Annotated in this window: 20 protein-coding genes and 1 pseudogene; 10 read left to right on the top strand and 11 right to left on the bottom strand. The window is 52.0% G+C overall.

What is annotated here, in order from left to right:
- Window positions 1–711: 711 nt before the first annotated feature.
- From ABRP31_RS14465 to ABRP31_RS14430, 8 genes and pseudogenes are all read left to right on the top strand, one after another.
- Window positions 712–1,152: a hypothetical protein gene (locus ABRP31_RS14465; protein ID WP_349970109.1), complete on the top strand. Its 441-nt coding sequence runs from the start codon at window positions 712–714 to the stop codon at window positions 1,150–1,152.
- An 827-nt stretch (window positions 1,153–1,979) separates the two neighbouring features.
- Window positions 1,980–2,399 carry a hypothetical protein gene (locus ABRP31_RS14460; protein ID WP_349970107.1) on the top strand — a complete coding sequence of 140 codons (420 nt, stop codon included), beginning with the start codon at window positions 1,980–1,982 and terminating at the stop codon, window positions 2,397–2,399.
- A 195-nt stretch (window positions 2,400–2,594) separates the two neighbouring features.
- Window positions 2,595–4,715 (top strand): TonB-dependent siderophore receptor, encoded by a 2,121-nt coding sequence (locus ABRP31_RS14455; protein ID WP_349970106.1) that lies wholly within the window; start codon window positions 2,595–2,597, stop codon window positions 4,713–4,715.
- 166 nt (window positions 4,716–4,881) lie between these two features.
- A complete protein-coding gene (locus ABRP31_RS14450; protein WP_349970105.1) occupies window positions 4,882–5,505 on the top strand; it encodes a hypothetical protein in 624 nt (207 codons plus the stop codon).
- 476 nt (window positions 5,506–5,981) lie between these two features.
- Window positions 5,982–6,872, top strand: a complete 891-nt coding sequence (locus tag ABRP31_RS14445) for a hypothetical protein (RefSeq protein WP_349970104.1) — start codon at window positions 5,982–5,984, stop codon at window positions 6,870–6,872.
- Window positions 6,869–7,363, top strand: coding sequence for a DUF1629 domain-containing protein (locus ABRP31_RS14440; protein ID WP_349970103.1), 495 nt, complete (start codon window positions 6,869–6,871; stop codon window positions 7,361–7,363). The genes ABRP31_RS14445 and ABRP31_RS14440 overlap by 4 nt, the downstream gene beginning before the upstream one ends.
- Window positions 7,363–7,554 (top strand): imm11 family protein, encoded by a 192-nt coding sequence (locus ABRP31_RS14435; protein WP_349970101.1) that lies wholly within the window; start codon window positions 7,363–7,365, stop codon window positions 7,552–7,554. Before ABRP31_RS14440 ends, ABRP31_RS14435 begins: the two co-directional genes overlap by 1 nt.
- Window positions 7,555–7,713: 159 nt before the next feature.
- Window positions 7,714–8,157 (top strand): annotated as a pseudogene (locus ABRP31_RS14430) (conjugal transfer nickase/helicase domain-containing protein); the annotation flags it as partial.
- 128 nt (window positions 8,158–8,285) lie between these two features.
- On the opposite strand, the gene ABRP31_RS14425 reads toward ABRP31_RS14430, so the two are convergent.
- From ABRP31_RS14425 to ABRP31_RS14385, 9 genes are all read right to left on the bottom strand, one after another.
- Window positions 8,286–8,699 carry a DUF4189 domain-containing protein gene (locus ABRP31_RS14425; protein WP_349970100.1) on the bottom strand — a complete coding sequence of 138 codons (414 nt, stop codon included), beginning with the start codon at window positions 8,697–8,699 and terminating at the stop codon, window positions 8,286–8,288.
- A 207-nt stretch (window positions 8,700–8,906) separates the two neighbouring features.
- Window positions 8,907–9,050: a hypothetical protein gene (locus ABRP31_RS14420; RefSeq protein ID WP_349970099.1), complete on the bottom strand. Its 144-nt coding sequence runs from the start codon at window positions 9,048–9,050 to the stop codon at window positions 8,907–8,909.
- A gap of 65 nt (window positions 9,051–9,115) precedes the next feature.
- Window positions 9,116–9,583, bottom strand: a complete 468-nt coding sequence (locus tag ABRP31_RS14415) for a hypothetical protein (protein ID WP_349970098.1) — start codon at window positions 9,581–9,583, stop codon at window positions 9,116–9,118.
- 424 nt (window positions 9,584–10,007) lie between these two features.
- The gene (locus ABRP31_RS14410) at window positions 10,008–10,505 is read right to left on the bottom strand and encodes a DUF4189 domain-containing protein (protein ID WP_349970097.1); all 498 of its coding nucleotides are present in this window, start codon (window positions 10,503–10,505) and stop codon (window positions 10,008–10,010) included.
- 46 nt (window positions 10,506–10,551) lie between these two features.
- On the bottom strand, window positions 10,552–11,124 hold the full coding sequence (locus ABRP31_RS14405) for a type IV secretion system protein (protein ID WP_349970177.1): 573 nt from the start codon (window positions 11,122–11,124) through the stop codon (window positions 10,552–10,554).
- 106 nt (window positions 11,125–11,230) lie between these two features.
- Complete coding sequence (locus ABRP31_RS14400; protein WP_349970096.1) at window positions 11,231–11,551, bottom strand: hypothetical protein; 321 nt, start codon at window positions 11,549–11,551, stop codon at window positions 11,231–11,233.
- 264 nt (window positions 11,552–11,815) lie between these two features.
- Complete coding sequence (locus ABRP31_RS14395) at window positions 11,816–12,079, bottom strand: hypothetical protein (protein WP_349970095.1); 264 nt, start codon at window positions 12,077–12,079, stop codon at window positions 11,816–11,818.
- A gap of 222 nt (window positions 12,080–12,301) precedes the next feature.
- Window positions 12,302–12,832, bottom strand: coding sequence for a DUF4189 domain-containing protein (locus ABRP31_RS14390; RefSeq protein ID WP_349970094.1), 531 nt, complete (start codon window positions 12,830–12,832; stop codon window positions 12,302–12,304).
- 20 nt (window positions 12,833–12,852) lie between these two features.
- Window positions 12,853–13,848 carry a type IV secretion system protein gene (locus ABRP31_RS14385; protein ID WP_349970093.1) on the bottom strand — a complete coding sequence of 332 codons (996 nt, stop codon included), beginning with the start codon at window positions 13,846–13,848 and terminating at the stop codon, window positions 12,853–12,855.
- Window positions 13,849–14,660: 812 nt separating this feature from the next.
- Here ABRP31_RS14385 and ABRP31_RS14380 point away from each other — a divergent pair.
- On the top strand, window positions 14,661–14,786 hold the full coding sequence (locus tag ABRP31_RS14380; RefSeq protein ID WP_349970092.1) for a hypothetical protein: 126 nt from the start codon (window positions 14,661–14,663) through the stop codon (window positions 14,784–14,786).
- Window positions 14,787–15,681: 895 nt separating this feature from the next.
- Here ABRP31_RS14380 and ABRP31_RS14375 read toward each other — a convergent pair.
- Entirely contained in the window at window positions 15,682–16,221 is a 540-nt protein-coding gene (locus tag ABRP31_RS14375; protein ID WP_349970091.1) for a hypothetical protein, read from the bottom strand.
- Window positions 16,196–16,489, bottom strand: coding sequence for a hypothetical protein (locus ABRP31_RS14370; protein ID WP_349970090.1), 294 nt, complete (start codon window positions 16,487–16,489; stop codon window positions 16,196–16,198). Before ABRP31_RS14370 ends, ABRP31_RS14375 begins: the two co-directional genes overlap by 26 nt.
- Window positions 16,490–17,080: 591 nt before the next feature.
- On the opposite strand from ABRP31_RS14370, the gene ABRP31_RS14365 reads away from it, so the two are divergent.
- On the top strand, window positions 17,081–17,638 hold the full coding sequence (locus tag ABRP31_RS14365) for a lysozyme inhibitor LprI family protein (RefSeq protein ID WP_349970089.1): 558 nt from the start codon (window positions 17,081–17,083) through the stop codon (window positions 17,636–17,638).
- Window positions 17,639–17,740: the final 102 nt, after the last annotated feature.

Here is a 17,740-nt window from a genome sequence, read left to right as displayed (position 1 = left end):
AGTAAAAATTGACCGCGTATGCGCTGCCGCTATGTGCTTGCCAGCAAGGGATGTGACAGCCGGGTTTTGCGTCTAAAGGCAACCACCACGGTACACAGCGGTTAATTCCTATGCGCAAGCTGCATCGTCAGCCTTTACCCGGCCCGCCTCGGTTGCTTAACGGACCTCATGCAAACAACGCAGATTGAACGGCGGTTCACTTTGCTCAAGGAAAAACGTTGGAGCTTGACACGTTGTGACAACTCGCTAGCAGCATAAAAAGCCATGGCGACAGTGAGCTGCATCGAGAGATGCTTAGGGCTTGATGTCAGGCAACCCCTAGCACATTTGTACTATTGTTTAATTATCATGCAACAAATACCATTTTATGTGTTGCCGTCGTTATTGATTCAAATACTGTATTGAGTATGCAGCCCCATAAAGAATAGCTCCCGCTAAACTGCCTGCGGACTATCGAGGTTATTTATTATGTCGAAGACACATTTAAAAAATAATGATTTTATATTAAAGCGTGTATTGACGCCGCGCAACACAAGAAAGTTATCCTATATTTTTTTGGATAAAAAAGCTTTGCGCTTCTAACTACATAGAGGCTGCAACCTCTTAACTGGGCGAGCCGCAAAGGTCAATCGCACTCATTGCGATGAGTCAGGACAAGATATTTTAAATAGATTTTCTTGATGAATATTTAGCCAGCAGAGAAAAGTCTGAATGTCAAACAGTTATATGGAGCTGCTAAGCCTAGGTAATGAAGCTGAAAAATTGTCAGCTGAAATCTTCAAACTGTGCGCAGAAGTCAATAAGATTTACGACAGCGTTTTTACGGTCTATGAAGATCTTGGTGTTATTCAGAATCTAATCTTAGAGCAACCCGAGATGATATGCTCTAGCTATCAACTGCCGGATACGCTACGCGTCGATTTAGAAAAGATTATCGCCTCTATGCTCGTCCTTGAAAAAAGCATGAAGGCTCGTTTAGCCTGTTATGGTTTGCAGTTGGATCTTCTTCGCTCCAAAGTTGAAAACTTAAATCTAATTCAGCATGAATTTAGTACATTGGAATCCAGTACGGCCTTAAAGTCCAAGCTACTAAGCAGCTTGGATTTTGTCTGCGAAAGAGTTGCGTTGCTCTTACGTGCAGAACGATTTTAATGTCAGAGCGCTGAAGAACACCGCTGATGATATCGCTTCAACAGCGTTGAAGCCCCCAGTCCCTTACAGCGCGCTGGCGCGTGACCCGGCAGAGTCCAGAAGGCCTGATAATGGTTGCCGCAGGATCAGCGTTGGCTCACATGCCTGACGAGCATCTCAGAAATCCGCGATGTACCTGCGCTACTAACGAATTGCAACGTCGCGGCGGCTATCTGGGATTTTCTTCGAGAGTTCTTTCAGTGATCTCAGACGAGTGACCTGCCGCGGCTAGGGCAACCTCAATTGATCAACACAGTTAGTGCCTCACGATACCGCACGCGCTTAGGCCAAAGGGCCAGCGTCAGGACTCAAATGCCCACAATTACCGGATGATAATCAGCGCCAAGTATTTACAAGTGACTCATCAAATGTTCGCTCGAAATCTCCAGCAATTCAATAGTACACCTGTACTATCGAAAAGCATCACCTTCTGGATTACAGTTTTTCTGCCAGACCTGAGGTTTACATATCGCCAAGCAGGATCACCGTTATGTTCAGCCCTTTGTTTTCATCGTATTATTCACTGCATCATATGCTCACACCTGCCCAACCGGCATGACCAAGTGGGGGGAGTCGGAATCCCGCAGTTCGGTTCAGTGGTGTCTCCAGAATGGAACCTTCGCCTCATCAAATCGCAAATAGGAGGATTCTAAAAACTTCAAGATTGTCTTTATTTCAAATGACATCCAATTTCGATCGTGTCATTGAGAACCCTTTGGTGGAAAATTCGTATCAGTTATACATTCTAACTTCGTTATCAGGTAAGCAGTATTTATGAGGGCGATTACATGAAGCCTTGGCTCACAGCCTTCACTGTTATGGGTTTGCTTCTTTCATTAGGAGGATGCAACGTGTTCTTGATTACCGGAAATACCCCGACAGCTTCTGATCACCTGGCCGTTCCTTCCGATATGTCAAACCAGCGTTTTTTTGATTGTGCGGAGTCCAGCATCAGCAAACTATCGGAGACCAATAGTTCATGGCAGGAAGTCACGTTAAAGGACAGTGCGAACGGCGTGCTTGAATCCGGAAACTTTGATGAGAAGAATATCGCCGGCTTCCGCGCCCGCATTGAGCGTGCGCAAGGGACCAGTGAGGCGCAAATCGTGATCAAAGGCGGTGGCGCCTATTTTATCGACTTGGGCGTGGCGCAGGCGATAAAGGACTTCAGAACCACGCTGGCCTCGTGCGTTTCAAGCCCGCCGTAGCAACCTGAGCCCCCTCCCCTGAATTGAACGGCGCATGCCTGGTATGCGATGCAAGCAACCACTCAATTCGCCAGCCGTACCCGATTGACAAGCCCATCATCTCGCGCAGCCGGGCTGTATCGGAATGACAGGTATTTACTTACAAACACTAATAGTTATCATTCGCTCAAAAAACTAATACAAAAGGTATATACGGTGACTCGATCGCGCATTTATTCAGCGTCCCTGTCGTTGCTGGGCATTCTGGTTGTCCCTGATCTGCAGGCAGAGACGGCGTCCGCGCTAAACCTGCCCGCAACCGCTGTGAACAGTGAATACAGCGAGCAGAGCTACAGGCCAACCGAAACCAGGAGCGCACTGAAAATCGATGCTCCGCTGCGGGACATCCCGCAAACTGTCAACGTTATTCCCCAGAGCGTGATCAAGGATCAGGGGGCGCAGTCGATGGAAGACGTACTGAAAAATGTCCCCGGCATCGGCCTGTCCAGTGGCGACGGCCAGCGCGATCAGGTCACCATCAGGGGTTTCAGTGCCGTTGGTGACATGTACATCGATGGCATTCGTGACGATGCGCTGTACTTCCGGGACCTGTCCAACATCGAGCGGGTGGAAGTCATCAAGGGCCCGGCCGCAGTGCTTTATGGACGCGGCTCATCCGGTGGCCTGATCAATAGCATCAGTAAAAAACCTGATTTCGCCCCAAAGCAGGAAGTGGGTACCAGCTTCGACAGTGAGGGCAAAAAGCGCACTCAATTTGATGCTGGCTGGGCCGATCAGCAGCAAAACGACAAGGCATTCCGGGTGACCGGTGCACTGGAGAACAGCGACACCTTCCGGGATGATGGCTACATCGACCGCAAGGCCATCGCACCTTCGGCCTACTTCAAGCTCTCGGATGATCTGGAACTGGATCTGGGGGCCAGCTATTTGTATGACAAGCGCCTGATTGACTTCGGCATCCCCGCACGAGGCGACCGCCCGGTCAACGTGGACCGCGACAAGCGCTTCGGTGCCGCCGACCCGGATGATGACTACACCCGCAGCGAAGTGTTCTCGTTCACGGCGGGTATCAACTACCGGATCAACGACGATTTCAGCTTGAGCAATACCAGTCGTTACTACCACTACGACCTGGATCGCAACAACACACTTGCTGACTCCAGCCCCACCCGTTTTGTGACTGCTCCCAATGGTGAACTGCTGGTAAAACTCAATCGTGGCAACGTGCAGCGCAAGGAGGATGGGTGGTTTAACCAGACCGAACTCAAGCAGCGCGCCGTGCTTGCCGGGATGAACCACAATCTGCTCTACGGTGTGGAGTTGGGCCGTCAGGTGAAAGACCAGTCAGTATTCAACCGATCTGATGTGGCAAGAGTGCCGGTGTACCGCGATGCGTTGGTCGACGTGCCGTTCCAGGCCAGCACGCAAACCGCCAAGGGGGCCAATACTCAGGATACCGCTGGCTTCTACATACAAGACCTGATCGAACTGACACCACAGTGGAAGGCTCTGCTGGGTGTGCGCTACGACGTATTCGATCAGGAATACTCCGATGACCTGACGCGCAACACTATGTCCCGAACCGATACGACGTGGAGCCCGCGAATTGGCCTGGTTTACCAGCCTGATCAAGTGCAGTCCTACTACGTCTCGGTGAGCCGTTCCTACCAGCCCTCCGCCGAAACCTTCGCACTGAGTACCACGAACCAGAATCTTGAGCCCGAGGAAACCACCAACTTCGAGATCGGCGGCAAGTGGGACCTGCTCGACAATCGCCTCGCTTTGACAGCGGCGCTATTCCGGCTGGAACGCACCAACATGAAAACCAGCGACCCGGCGAATCCGACCAGACTGGTACTCGCGGGAGAGCAGCGCACTGATGGCCTTGAGCTGACCGCCACCGGACAGCTGAGTGATAAATGGCAGGTCTATGCCGGTTACGCCTACCTGAGTGCGGAGATCACCAAATCAACCAGCCGAACCAACGGTGTCGCCAACGAAGGTCAGGTGCCTACCTTGACGCCGCGCCACAGCGCAAACCTGTGGCTGGTGCGTTCGTTGACGCAAAGCTGGCGTGTAGGCATGGGGGCAAACTATGTGGATGATCGCTACACCGCACTGGATAACACGGTGGTCATGCCAGCCTACACGACAGTAGACGCCGCGCTGCTGTACAACCAGCCCAAATGGGACATGGCCCTGCGACTGCGCAATGTCTTCGACAAGGACTATTATGCTTCGGCGCACGGCTCGGTAGACCTGATCATGCCCGGCGCACCCCGCACGCTGGAGCTGAGCACCAACTACCGTTTCTGAGTACAGACCTTGAGAGAAAGCGTCCGAAATTGTTGGGCGATAGTTTAAGGCGCTGCATCGTGCAGAACATCTGTGCCTGATTGAATTCGTTTCCACCAGATTGGTTTGCTGTGCAATTTAGTTTAACCAGCCCTAGTGTCATCACATTTACCACCATGAGGACAATATGCGCCATCCAGTGAGGCTATTGTTGATAGTGCTGCCAATGCTTATGGGCGGATGCGGAGGACCGGTGCATCAGGATTACGGTGACGGTTTCCCGCTCGTTAAACCCATTGATCTTGTCCACGCTGGCGCGACGATTGAGGTGCGCTTCGAGCTGCCACCGCTCGAGGCGGATGCCACTAGGCCCCGCACCTTCCTGATTGGATTGCGTTCCGGTGGGCCACGCAAGCGGCCCGATTTGAAGCCTGGAGATGAGGACTTCCTTGAAAATGCTTACTTTCCCTTGAAGGTTCAGCTGTGGAAACAGAATGGTGACGAGGAGACGCCAGTCGTACTTCACGAGCTGAATCGCGATTTGCCAGCGGTGTGGCAAGGCACACGCTATCGAGAGGCGACAGGTGACATATTCCCCTACAGAAGTGCCGTCGGCGCGGACTCCAATAGCTTGCTGAAGGTCGGCAAATATGACACGTCAATGGCCTACTTGGAATACGAGGTCGCTAGTGCAGAGTCCGAGAATTTGACACCTGGCAAATACCGATTGAAGGTGACGAACCTTCAAAACAACCTGGAGATCTCTCATATTAGGGCTGAGCTTCTGGTTGCCCACTACAATGTTAAATAGACATGACTCATATTCTCGTCGCAACGCGAAGGCATTGCACGGCGCTAGCTGTTTTCCCTGCGAGAAGCGTATCCAAAAGCACCACCCCGCATTATTAAAATGTTGAGCGTCAACAGGTGAATCTTGATTCCAGCAATTCAATAGCACACCTGTGCTATCGCAAATCATTAGCGGGTCAATTACTGATTCCCGCTGGAGTGATATTTAAAAGATTCATTGAGGTCGAGTAATCAATATGCTTCGTGCAACGATATTTCAATGCTGACACTCGCTGCCTCACTCTGCCCTCTGCGCAGCCTACGGCAGATCCTACAAAAAATGCATTCTATCTAGGAGCTTGCTTGTTTGATTAGGGCGAATTCCTTCGCAAACAAGCTGGTGCATTCGCAGCATCCTTATCGTCAGGACTGCCTGACTTCCTGGTTAAATCCGCTCCGATAAACGCGCCATGATTAATTCACCCTGAGGAGTCAGCCATGCAACTGCACCCTTCATTGAAGTCCTTGATACCGGAATGCAGTCAATGGCTTGATCGGGCCCGGACCTCGGGCGATATCGACCGCTACACAAGCGCCGTGGAAGAACATCTCGCAGTTGCCGGCCGCCTTAGCCCCAAGGTCGGAACACAGCTTGAACGAATCAGCCACTTTTGGAGCGTCGCCGCCTGCGACGCCTACTTTCGGGCGGATCTGGATGAACTTGCCTGTTTTTTCAGGTGGACGATTGAAAGTCGTGCGCTGGTGCTGCGCTGGGATGCGGTACCCAGTCAGCTGCGTCCACAGCTTGGCAACTGGCCCCAGGAGTACTCAGACAGCCTGCGTGCTGCAGGCCCTACGGTCTTGTCTCAGTGGGATACAGGCAAGATCAGCGCGCAGCGCTTTCTGGAAATGGCGGAGAAAGACGCACGGCTCAATCTGTTCCCTCAGTCACGTCGAATCGCCCACAACACCCACGATGTGTTTTTTACGTTTCTGTTCTGCGATGCCTATGCACTGTCGACCCTGTTTGAGCCACGCAAGCCCTTGATTGCCGCCTATCAGGGGCTTCTGGATAACTGGAAGACCCAGGACCAGAACACTTTTGCGCACCACATGAGCCAGGCCGCTGAATTCCATATCAGTCGGAGTAAATACAGTACGGGTTCGAAATCTTACGAATTCGACTACGACTTTGATCGCGTCTTCCCGATAGAGTTACTGGCCGTCCTTGCGCTTCGACGTCGGGACAACCTTGCGGATTCTCCAACGGGTTACGTGCTGATTGATGGGCCGTGGTCGGTGGTAAAGGAACTGCCTTGCGCTACGCCTCACTCTCTCATCGCGGCTGTTCTGAAACGTGTAAAGAGTGGCTATCCGCAATTCCTGTGACCGAAGACTCTGCAGACTCCAGCAAGAGAAGCGCAAATGACTACCAGGCAATTACCGGAAAAGAACAGTTCTATGTCCTGCAGACTGATACGCGCGGCGGTGGGCCCGGGACGGACGTTGAGATCGACAACGTGGATGCACTTTTAACGCCTCCTAGCCGCATTCTCAGGCCTGTAAACGGAGGATTTCCTTCACTGCCAGAGGTACCGCATTTGGTGCATGCCAACAAGTCAAAGCGAATGCCCCGTGATCTTGAAGGTGGATTCAGCGGTTACTGGCTGGTTTCCGAGCGTCTGAAGCAGGTCTTCGAATCCGTAGATCCAGATGGATTCGAGTTTCTGGCCTGTGACTACACGCTGCCAGATGGTTCAAATGGCCCGCCGCATTACCTCTGTGACGTTGTACGCATGATCGCGGCATTAGACGAAGAAAAATCAACTTATCAAGTTCGGACAGGTCATGATTCGACACTGGCAAACCGTTCAGAATAATGACCTTTCTAGGTGGCGCACATCTCGCCTTCAAAAAGGATCTTGTGGGTTCTGCCCATGTTTTCCGCATGGCCGAGAAGAAATCGTCGGTCATGTGTGATCGCGTGATGTACACCGCGATCAGAAAAGCCGGTATTGGCGTCAAGCCAAGTTCTGGTGGTCTTCTATGGCGCGACGCTGCCGATGTGTAAAAGTCCCGCCTTGCGGCCGATGACCAAGAAAACTCATCGTTTCAGTCAACGCCTGACACTCCCTGAAAGCCACACCAGGTGAGCGAGTCCGTCCCAGCGAAAAAAAATCCAATGTCGACCAGTACCCAACCATCCAGGGATGAGTCGAATGGCACCTCAACTCAAATGTCAGCCGATCATTTCGTGACATGGCTGCAGCAGGCGATTGCATCGCGCCGACTCGTCATCAACGACGCTAAGGCGCTGGTGCATATCGTGGCGGATGCCGTCTATCTGGTAAGCCCAGGTGTGTTTCAGCGCTATGCGCAAGAACATCCTCAAATCGCTGACTATGCCAAGCGTGAAGATATGGCAGATTGGCAGTGGGCGCAAAAAAGATTTGAGAAATTGCATCTACACCGTAAGCAAGCCAATGGCCTGAAGAACATCTGGACGTGCGAAGTAACCGGACCTCGCAAATCGCGACGGCTCCACGGCTACCTGCTTGAGCGTTGGCAGGGTGTATTCGGGGAGCTTCCGCCAAACAACCCATACCTGACGCTCCGGGAAAGAAACTTACAACCGCCGACCCATACGGACGCATCCACTTCACTTGATGCCTGAAGGTGTACCCCTCATTGGCCTGCCTGCACTTACCCAGACCCTCAGCGTCACCAAACGTCAATTGCATGGATCACTCCTCAACGTAGGCGGGTAGTGTCGCGCTTCTGGGATTCGTTGTTCGGAGTTCCTTAGAATTTATTAAATTGAGGAAGAGAGCACTTTGAATATATTATCTCACACTGATTTTTTGTCTCACCTATGCATTTTGACAGCGCTCTCTCCTCTGCCTCCTTGATTGAGCCACCGGTTGCCATCCCGCCTAAACCTGAACCGCCAATGGAGTTAGCAAGAGAGACACATTGATTTTGATATGCCAGTTCCACCTTACAATTTACTCCTCCACCTGTAGAACATTGACGAAGCGCCTCTTCCTCAGCATCTTTTTTAGTAAGCTTTCCTGAGGTAGCGCCCACGCTACTGTCCGAGTCCCTAGCAATCGCCCCCCAGGTTTTGATCCACTCGCCGTTAGGTACAGACTTCACTGGCTCGCCTTGGCTGGAGTCCAAAACAGGCTCATCTGGAATACACTGAATACTACCCATCTGAGTACCTATCGGGCAGCGTGTTTGCGCATAACCATCAACATGCGTAAAAACTGCCCATGAGCACAAAAAAATCAAAGAGCAATATCTCATTGCATGCCCCGCATGTGGTAATCAAAAATTTCTGAGAGGGTCTCTGTTTGCAGAGCCATTAAGCCTGTTGTTCGTCGGCTATCATTCCCGGTATCAGTGGATACCCGAGCAGCATTATATCCACTCAAACGGCCCCGGCGCATCCTCGATGGTCATCGTGATCCGGTACGCCTGTGTCGGATGCGGGTTCTTCTCGTAGACCGGGTCGCCGTCGGCAGTGGTCTCGCCGCTGCCATGCCTTTCAGACCCAGTATTCATGGGGTTACATCCTGCTAAGAAAACCAAGACAAGAGAGCTAGCAATTTTAATTCCCAGCTTCCCTTTCATGCGGCCATCGTGCGCTTTGCAGAACGTTGCGCGGCTGCCATGGAGTTCGCAAGTCGTTCACTGATGCGGTTAATGTTGACGCGATGTATCAACAAGGCAATGAGCATGATTGCAAAGACCACCCCAAACTCGGGGAACTTCTTCATGACATCCATCACATAGGGAACGCACGCCGCAGCCACTGCAAGCATGAACATCAGCAGCGTCATTGCAGTCGCGCTGACAATAACCTGGCGAAGCTGTTTCAGTTCTTCAGTAGGTTTTCCCTCTGCTTGCAGCTTTCTCCAAACTGTCAAAGCACCAGCAATGAGACCCAGCAGCATTGCAACTATCGCGAAGTGCAATAAAGCACAGATGGAAGCCGCATACTGTGCAAGGTCCAGCAGGACCATGAACGTAGTTCGATAGGCCAGGACAACCAAACTTGCGGTCAGCAAGGTTGACATCAGCAGGATAGTCAACATGCGCCGAACGCCCTTTGGTGACCGGTACCAATGTGCGTTTTGGGAGGGAAACACGCTATCCATTACATCGCTCCTACGAGCTCTATTGAACTAACGGCGAACGTGGTCAGGGGTGCGGGACGAGCTTTAGGGGATGTTTGTAGGAAACGCTTTTGGGCAAATGCTTGCAAGCATCTGTGCTGAGACAGGGATGAATCATTTGGGAGGTATCACAACGTAAGCTCCCGTCGCGGTGTCTACCGGCAGCCAACAATCAGTCGGCACCCAATCTTTCAGAAAGCTAAAGGAACATTGGTGTAGAAGGGGGTAACTTCTTAGAAGACCGCCGTTTGCTTCAATGAATTAACGGTGACGGCATACAACAGAAAAGCTGCGAACAAACCACGCTTTTTCATTATTATCCCTTGTCTGAAGCATCAATTAATCAATAGGGCTTGAAGATAGGCTCTGAACAATCCTTATATATAATCTTACAGTCACTTCCAGGATTATTTTTTCTGCAATCCGAAAGGGCATTTTGGCTTGTTCTTTCGATAGAGCGTCCATTCGAAACAATCATGGTTCCTCCATTGATGGGGTCAGCGGCCGACACGCACTGATTTTCGTAAGAAACAACTATATGACATTTTCTATTACTAGCGCCTACGCACTTTGTCAATGCATCCTGCTCAGCATCTGATTTATCCAGCTTACCTACAGAGACGGCGATATTATCCACACCATCGCCGGCAACCGCCCCCCAAGTTTTTATCCATTTTCCGCTTGGGCGCGGCGGCTCTTCAACTGGGTTTCCTTGCGGAATAGGAGCACATGCAATCGCCCCTTGACCACCGATCTGATACTGCCCTGGCGGACAACCTTGTGCCCAGACGCCACTAGAGAGGATTAGAATGGAAAAAGCTGAGATGCTAAAATAATTCATGCTGTACCCATAAACATTTTATGAATTTATTCTATTAACGAATCGATTAAACATCTTGGTTGCTGCCTTGTCCAGCCTGCCCACGTGAACCTATAGGCTGTGATGCTTGCATTGGTGCGGCACCCGTAACTCTGGTTGTTCCAGCTGGTGAGTTGTTCTTTGGTGAACCATCATCCCCACCCTTTGCGATCTGCTGTGGTGTGTAGGATCCGGCTGGCTGCCCCTGTAGTCCAGGACTTGCCGCACCGCCACGATCAAATGCCGAATACGCCATGAACGTCCCCATATTACCCTGCCAAATCGCCGCCGCCAACGTTGGCACGCTAATGATCAACCCGGTCATGATCAGCCCGATGCCGCCCTGATGTAGGGCTTGGCTAGACAGTCCTTCTGCGTTGCCCAATGTGATGAGTCGGGCAGCCCAGTAGGCCGCGGCCACTTTTGCTGTGAATTTCAGCACCATCGCCGTGACCACCGACAGCATTGCCATCGAGAACAGCGTGCCTAGTACATAGAACAGCCATTTCTTGAACAGGTCCTTGGTCTGATCGAAGATCAGCGCCAGGATGGAAATTGGCACGCTTCTAAGCAGGAAGGCCGTAGTGAACTTGAACAGCAGCAGCGCGATGGTGCTTACCTAGGTTATGGCGCGGCTCATCAACTCCGAGCCGAAGGCCTAGATTTCCTTGTTGAAGTCCTCGCTGTCGATCGGCTAGTCCATCGCCCTACATGGCACGCGTCGGTGTCGGCGGGGTCATGTCCGGCTGCGACCGCTGCGTATCCAATGCCTGGGATTGGCGGATGCTTTCCTGCAACGGAGGCAAACTCTCGGACAAGTCCACTTTGACTCGGAAGCCCGGGGTTTGACCGACGATCCACACAGCGTCCTGGAGACTCAGCAGCATCGACACTACAGCGAAGTGCAATACAGCACAGATGGTGGCCGCATACTGTGCAAGGTCCGGCATGACTATGAACGAAGTTCGATAGGCCAGAACAACCAAGCTTGCGGTCAGTAAAGTTGACATCAGCAGGATAGTCAACATGCGCTGAACGCCCTTGCATTTGGGGAGGGAAACACGCTATCCATTACATCGCTCCTACGAGCTCTATTTAACTAACGGCGAACGTGATCAGGGGAACGGGATGAACTTTTAGGGATGCCAGTTGGAAGTCTTATTGGCCACGCGGCTCTTGCGTATCTAAGCTTCGCTTGATGATGAACCTAGCAGTGCATTCAGGCATGTATCAGAACTTTTCAAAGATTGGATCCGAGCAGTTGGAATAAATAACTCTGCACGAACTATTATTTAGAGAAGTACAGTCTTTTTCTGCCTGGGCTGTAACTTTCTCAAGTGCCGCACCCGCAGTGTGTTTGCCTTGGCTGCACAGGCTTTACAGACGATTGCAGCATGTGCAATCCGCACTGTCAGCAGCACGACAACGGCAACGTGCAGCATTGCACCGACAATGGCCACATAGTGCGCAAGCCCGAGCAGGACATTAAACGTCGTGCGATAGGCCAATGCGATCAGGGTGATGGTAAGGGCGAGCATCAAGACAACAACGATCATCAGATTTCGAAGGCTCTCGGCAGACCGATACCAACGTGCCTCATGAGGGAAGAGCGCTCTATCCACTGCATCGCTCCTATGACGTGCGAGTTACCTACTTCGTAGAACCTGAAGTACCCTGGGGCGTGCCATGCCTGTGCGCGATGGGGCAGACCCGCGCAAAGATCTGTGCCGACGCTACATTGAAACAGTATGGGTTGGTGAAAGTATGGTTGGTGCGTCTCAATAATATTTAAATATCGGTTCCGAGCATGCGCTATAAATTACTTTGCACTGATTTTCCGGATTTCTGCGCTCGCAAGCTGTCTGTGCGGATGCAGATGCGTTTTCAATTGTTTGATCTGCAAAGAATTGTACATTTCCCACCAAGTTGGGTTTACCATTAATCTGTGGTTCCCCAATGGCAATACATTGATTTCGATAAGATAAGCCGATTTTACAATCTTTTTCGCCGTGCTTTGCGCAGCGAGCGAGTGCATCACTCTCCGCTTCCGTTTTTGAAAGCTTTCCGGTAGTCACCCCGAAATTCCGCTCCAAGCCCAGTGATCCCATTGCAACAGCACCCCATGTTTTAATCCACTTGCCAAGAGGGCGAGGTTCCGCCGGCTGCTGAGCATTTCCTTGCGGGATGGGCGCGCATGCTGCTACTCCCTGACCTCCGATGGGATACTGGCCAGGTGGGCAGCCTTGCTCTGCTCTGGCAGTCACCGAGAAAACTAAAGATAAAACGCACACATAGAAAAAAATTCTCATCGCGAGTAAACCTATATTTCTTAACTGAAGCTACTATCTTTAGGACCAGCTAAGCCACGCGACCCAGATGGCTGTGAGGTTATACCTTGATCTGGATTTCGCGCTAGATTACCGTTGCTAACGTTCCCGCCGCTGAGTTCGCTAGAAGGTCTGTTATTGTCTCTTCCAATCTGCTGCGGCATATAGGACCCGGCCGGTTTCCCCTGTGGTCCAGGACTTGCTGAGCCGCCACGATCAAATGCTGAATATGCCATGAACGTTCCCATATTACCCTGCCAAATTGCAGCCGCCAATGTTGGAACGCTTCTGATCAACAAGGTCATGGCCAGTCCGATACCGCCCTGTTGTAGGGCTTGGCTAGATAGTCCTTCTGCATTGCCCAATGTGATGAGTCGGGCAGCCCAGTAGGCCGCAGCCACTTTTGCCGTGAATTTCAGCACCATCGCCGTGACCACCGACAGCATTGCCATCGAGAACAGCGTGCCGATCACGTAGAACAACCACTTCTTGAACAGGTCCTTGGTCTGATCGAAGATCAGAGCCAGGATGAAAATTGGCCCGATCCCGATTAAGAAGGCCATGGTGAACTTGAACAACAGCAGCATCGCCCCAGCTGCCATCGGCGGGCTGGCGGTGCCGAAGCCCGCCATCAAGATAGCGCGGCCTTTCTTCTCCAGTGCCTCCGGATCGGTGGCGTCGACGCGCACCGCATCCAACGCGGTGAGGGGTACCTGCGTGTAGGCAAGATTTTCGTCGATCGCATCGGAGGCGGTGCTGTCTTCATCACCCGTGAATAGACCATGGATCTCCTTGTCCAGGTTTTGGGTCATGGTCTGGTGCAGCATTGCCCCGTTAACCCCGACAGCGGAAGCAAGGCTGATGATGATCGCGACCTTGCCGGCCTTGATCATGGTCGCCATTGCACTTTCACGCGTCTGCCCGGTTGCGATGCGATAGCCCAGAATCAGTACCCACAGAGTGGTCACTGTCAAAGCGATCGTACTGACCCACCTCATAGCGCGGCTCATCAACTCCAGGCCGAACTCTTGAATCTCGTTGCTGAAGTAGTCGTTGACCAGTTTGAAGAAAACGAACTCACCGAGGCCGATATCCGCTAAAGACTAAGTCCATGGCGTTTTCTGCTAGGAAACGCTGAACTTCGTTATTGTTGGCAGCAAGCGCTCCTTGGCTGGTGCCACCTAGGTTGCGCTATCCGGCCCCTTGAGCCGCTTGGCAAGCGTAAAATCTTGATCGTGCTGCTTTGATCGCTGGGGATGAGCGGGAACTCCAGTTAGGACTTGTCCAGTAGCTCAGGGACAGGGCGAGGTTCCGGTTGTGCTTCAGGATCGATGTACTCGCTCTGCAATAGCGTGCTGACGAAGGCTTTCTGTACCTCAATGTCGTTGGCGGAGCGCTTCAGGAAGCCACGAAATCCTGAGCCGCACACGCCGCCACGCTTGCCTGCGCAGGCAGTTGTTTGTTTCCGACGAGTGACGGCGCGCTGTACAGCGTAGTGGCCGAGATCACCTACATTGCCAGCAGAACGGCTCCGCGGGTTCGCCGGTAAAGTGCGCAGAGCAGGCTAAGCGATGGACCGAGACTCTCAAGCAGTACCAGCAGCAGATCGATCACTATCAGCAGCAGCTCATCAAGCTTCAGCGGTTGAACCTAGGGGCGTCCACCATGGCTGACAACTTTGCCGAACGTCCAGAAGGCTATGGCCTGGAAGACGACTGCACGGGTGCCCCAGAGACTGGCCTCTCAGGGGGGGCAGCAGCAATTCAAGTCTCTGGCCCCTAACATGAAAGGCAAAATGGTGGAGGAGTAAATGAAGGTCTGCACACGCATGGTGCTGGCAAAAAATGCCAAGTACAACGAGTCGGTACGCATGCTCAAGCGCCTTATAGAACGCAACAACAAGTTTAAAGCGATTGAGGCGCAGCGCAGTGATTAATCTGACCAAAGCCGATGGGGGCTATCAGTTCTCATTGCTCTTCAAGCGAGAAGCGTACTGGATGCTGTAACGCATTCAGGATGAGTCGCTGTAATCGATAGCCTTGGTCGGGGCTATGAGCAATGACCTATACCGCCCTCTTGAAGACTACATGAGTGTCATAGCACGTAGTACATCCGTACTATTGCGCGACTCATGCGATGAAACTTAACCTAAAAGCAAGAACAGATGAATGTTTTCGTTTCATCAGCGGCAGATTGATACAGCCATAATGGTGTCCTATATGCATACATTGACTGTGGAGTTAAATACCGGCAGATGGCCCGACCCTATGGATTCATTTAAACGCATGCGACTCACCTTTGAATAAACGGTAGGCCCTGATGACAATACCTTATCTCCCACTGCAGGCTTGGAACAAGCACTGGAAGCTCAGGGGCGAGTCGGTGTACTGCCAGCATTGTGGTTATTCACAACATCTTGTCGATCCGCATCCGTTCAAACATGCGCCCCACTGCCCGCACTCCTCCGTGCTTTATCAATCGCCCGGGCGCGATTTAGGTAAGATCATTGAGCAAAAGATAAAGGCAGGATTGTTCTAAATACTCGCTGTTCTGGAATCCTTTTTTGTAGATATGCCCCCGATATCCATCCCTCCATGCTTGCGCGCAGCGCACATAAATGTGTAGGAGTTATCCGGCTCGCATTCACGCCTATTGATCGACGAATGTATCGCATAAACTTACGCAATGTGGATCGCCCCCCCCCCGGTCGCTCCACTAAAAGGATTCCAAATCAGGTAGCTATATTATTTATCTGACAGGAGCGATCTTGCTGGCCGTCTCTCACGCACTTACTTCAATGCAGCGTCATACAAGCGCGGTCGTGCAATCCGTCAAAACTTAAGTCTTGGGCCCGCCACTACCCCCGGAGTAATTTCCTGGGGTCGATCAGTCCAGGTCATGAGCTTTGATAGCATCCCGTATGGCACTGAGAACTGTTTACAGGGTGCGTCATCGGTCATGTCTGAAAGGTTTGCCGACTGCGTCGCGCCGATACGCAACGCTCTGAGCCAGTCCTTGGCGCGGACTCTATATTCTTCAGCCAACCGGAAACGTGCGCCTTCGAGCTCGTAGTAAGCGTTGCGGATGATAGTGCTTCCATCGTCCCGATTGAGGACTTGGCAGGCTTGGCCGATCAGTACCAGACGCTCGATCCGAATGGTAATGGTCGCCGTGTCCTGCCACTGCTTCCAGGACCGCAAGTTCATCACCTCGGCGGGGACGGTTTTGCCTGACGCGAAGACACTTTGAATGTACCTCTGCTCTGAATCTATCTGGTGCCAGGCCAGCATCTGCGCCTCGGTGCGGGGAAGCCAGTTATCCCATAGCGAGAACATCTGGTCATGTTCACTGCGGCTTGCGCTGTATGGCATGCAAATATACGCACCTAGATACGGAGTCCGGCAGGTCCATTGATAAAAACGGGAGGGTTCGATCACTTACCACACTGGCGATACGGGCGTCTTCTACCGACTTGCCAACAATGCCAACCATGATGGCCGGAAGTCGAACATAACCAAATTGATAGTCTGGCCTGAATTCACAAACGATGTTGATCGGCGCCAGCTTTATATCGGCAGGGGCACAGGGCGTCTCATCAAGCGCCACAACATCAAACCACTGGCGCATGAATTCGCGCATTTTCGGGGATCTGAATGTAAGGTCCTCGGCTGATAAGTCACCCAGCGCTTCAACGGCATCCACTGGCTGATAGGCCGGCGTCAAGGCTAAGACTGGGACCTGAGCGCTGCAATGCAGGCGGTTCGGTTGAGGGCTGGACCGGATGAGCTGCCTGACATAATCAATCTCCCCTTGTTCGCACGACAGGAATGTTGATGCGTATAAAGGTGCGTGTTTTCATCGAATACTGTCGAGCGCTTTATCACGTCGATTTTATAAATAGAGCTTACGCAGCGGATGCCGCAACGCAATAGCACACGTGTGCTATCGAAAATCATTGGCGAGTGGACTACGGTTAATGTCAAGACACCTGATTTAAAGGGTTCATCGAATGGGAAACTTTAATGCTTCCTTCCTGGGTGTTCTCAATGCGCTTACTCACACCCTCACTTCCGGCGTTTGCCCAAACCACTCCCCCCCAGCGGAGTTGCACCTGGCAGGCCCCAATTTGGGCCGGATTTTGGCTTGTCGAGAGGTGAAGCCCCTCCCCCTCCCCTTACCGGTAAATGTTCGAAAAATGGGGTGCCAAGCGATTTCCCTTTGAGAATGCATATGAACGCCTCCAGAAAAAAAATGGATAGAGTCGAGTTCACACTGGGAAAGTCCGCGCGATGGATAGCCACATCTGCATTGCTGTCACTGGTAGCCTGTTCATCTACGCACGCTGTCGCTTCAGGCCAGCTAAGCGCTTCATTTACAAAAGCCAGCTCGGACTGCTCCCGCCTTGCTGCAACCGAAGATCGACAAGCCTGCCTGTTAGCCCTGCCAGAAGCTGATTGCAAGCTGTTGGGTGCATTGTGCATCTCATTACGTGAAACTCGTTCTATCGACGAAAAATTGACAGGAATCGAAAGGGAAATCCTCAACAAGGCCCATGTTCGTTACGCCAGCTATGCAGTAGACGATCCTGCTTATCTGGATGATCTGGAAAAGAACTTCAATGCTGCATCTAAGGCCTGGCGCACCTATCGAGATGCCTATTGTCAGGCCGAGCCATTGGTGCAGGGCATGTCTCGCAATGAACAAGATGCCCTGACTGCAGACTGCAGGGTAAACGCCACTCAGCTACGTATCGAACAACTGGAACAGTTGATAAAAGCCATTCCTTAGGGACGAAGATGACGCGAGGATATCGCTACGACGCGTTAAGTGGTTACGTTTCGAAATGCTTGCGTACAACGCTGTAGCCTTGCCAGCGAGTTGAATACTGAC

The organism is Pseudomonas caspiana (assembly GCF_040224095.2).
GTDB lineage: Bacteria > Pseudomonadota > Gammaproteobacteria > Pseudomonadales > Pseudomonadaceae > Aquipseudomonas > Aquipseudomonas caspiana.
The sequence above is the reverse complement of the archived record's forward strand: the minus strand, read 5'-3'. Positions and strand labels throughout refer to the sequence as shown.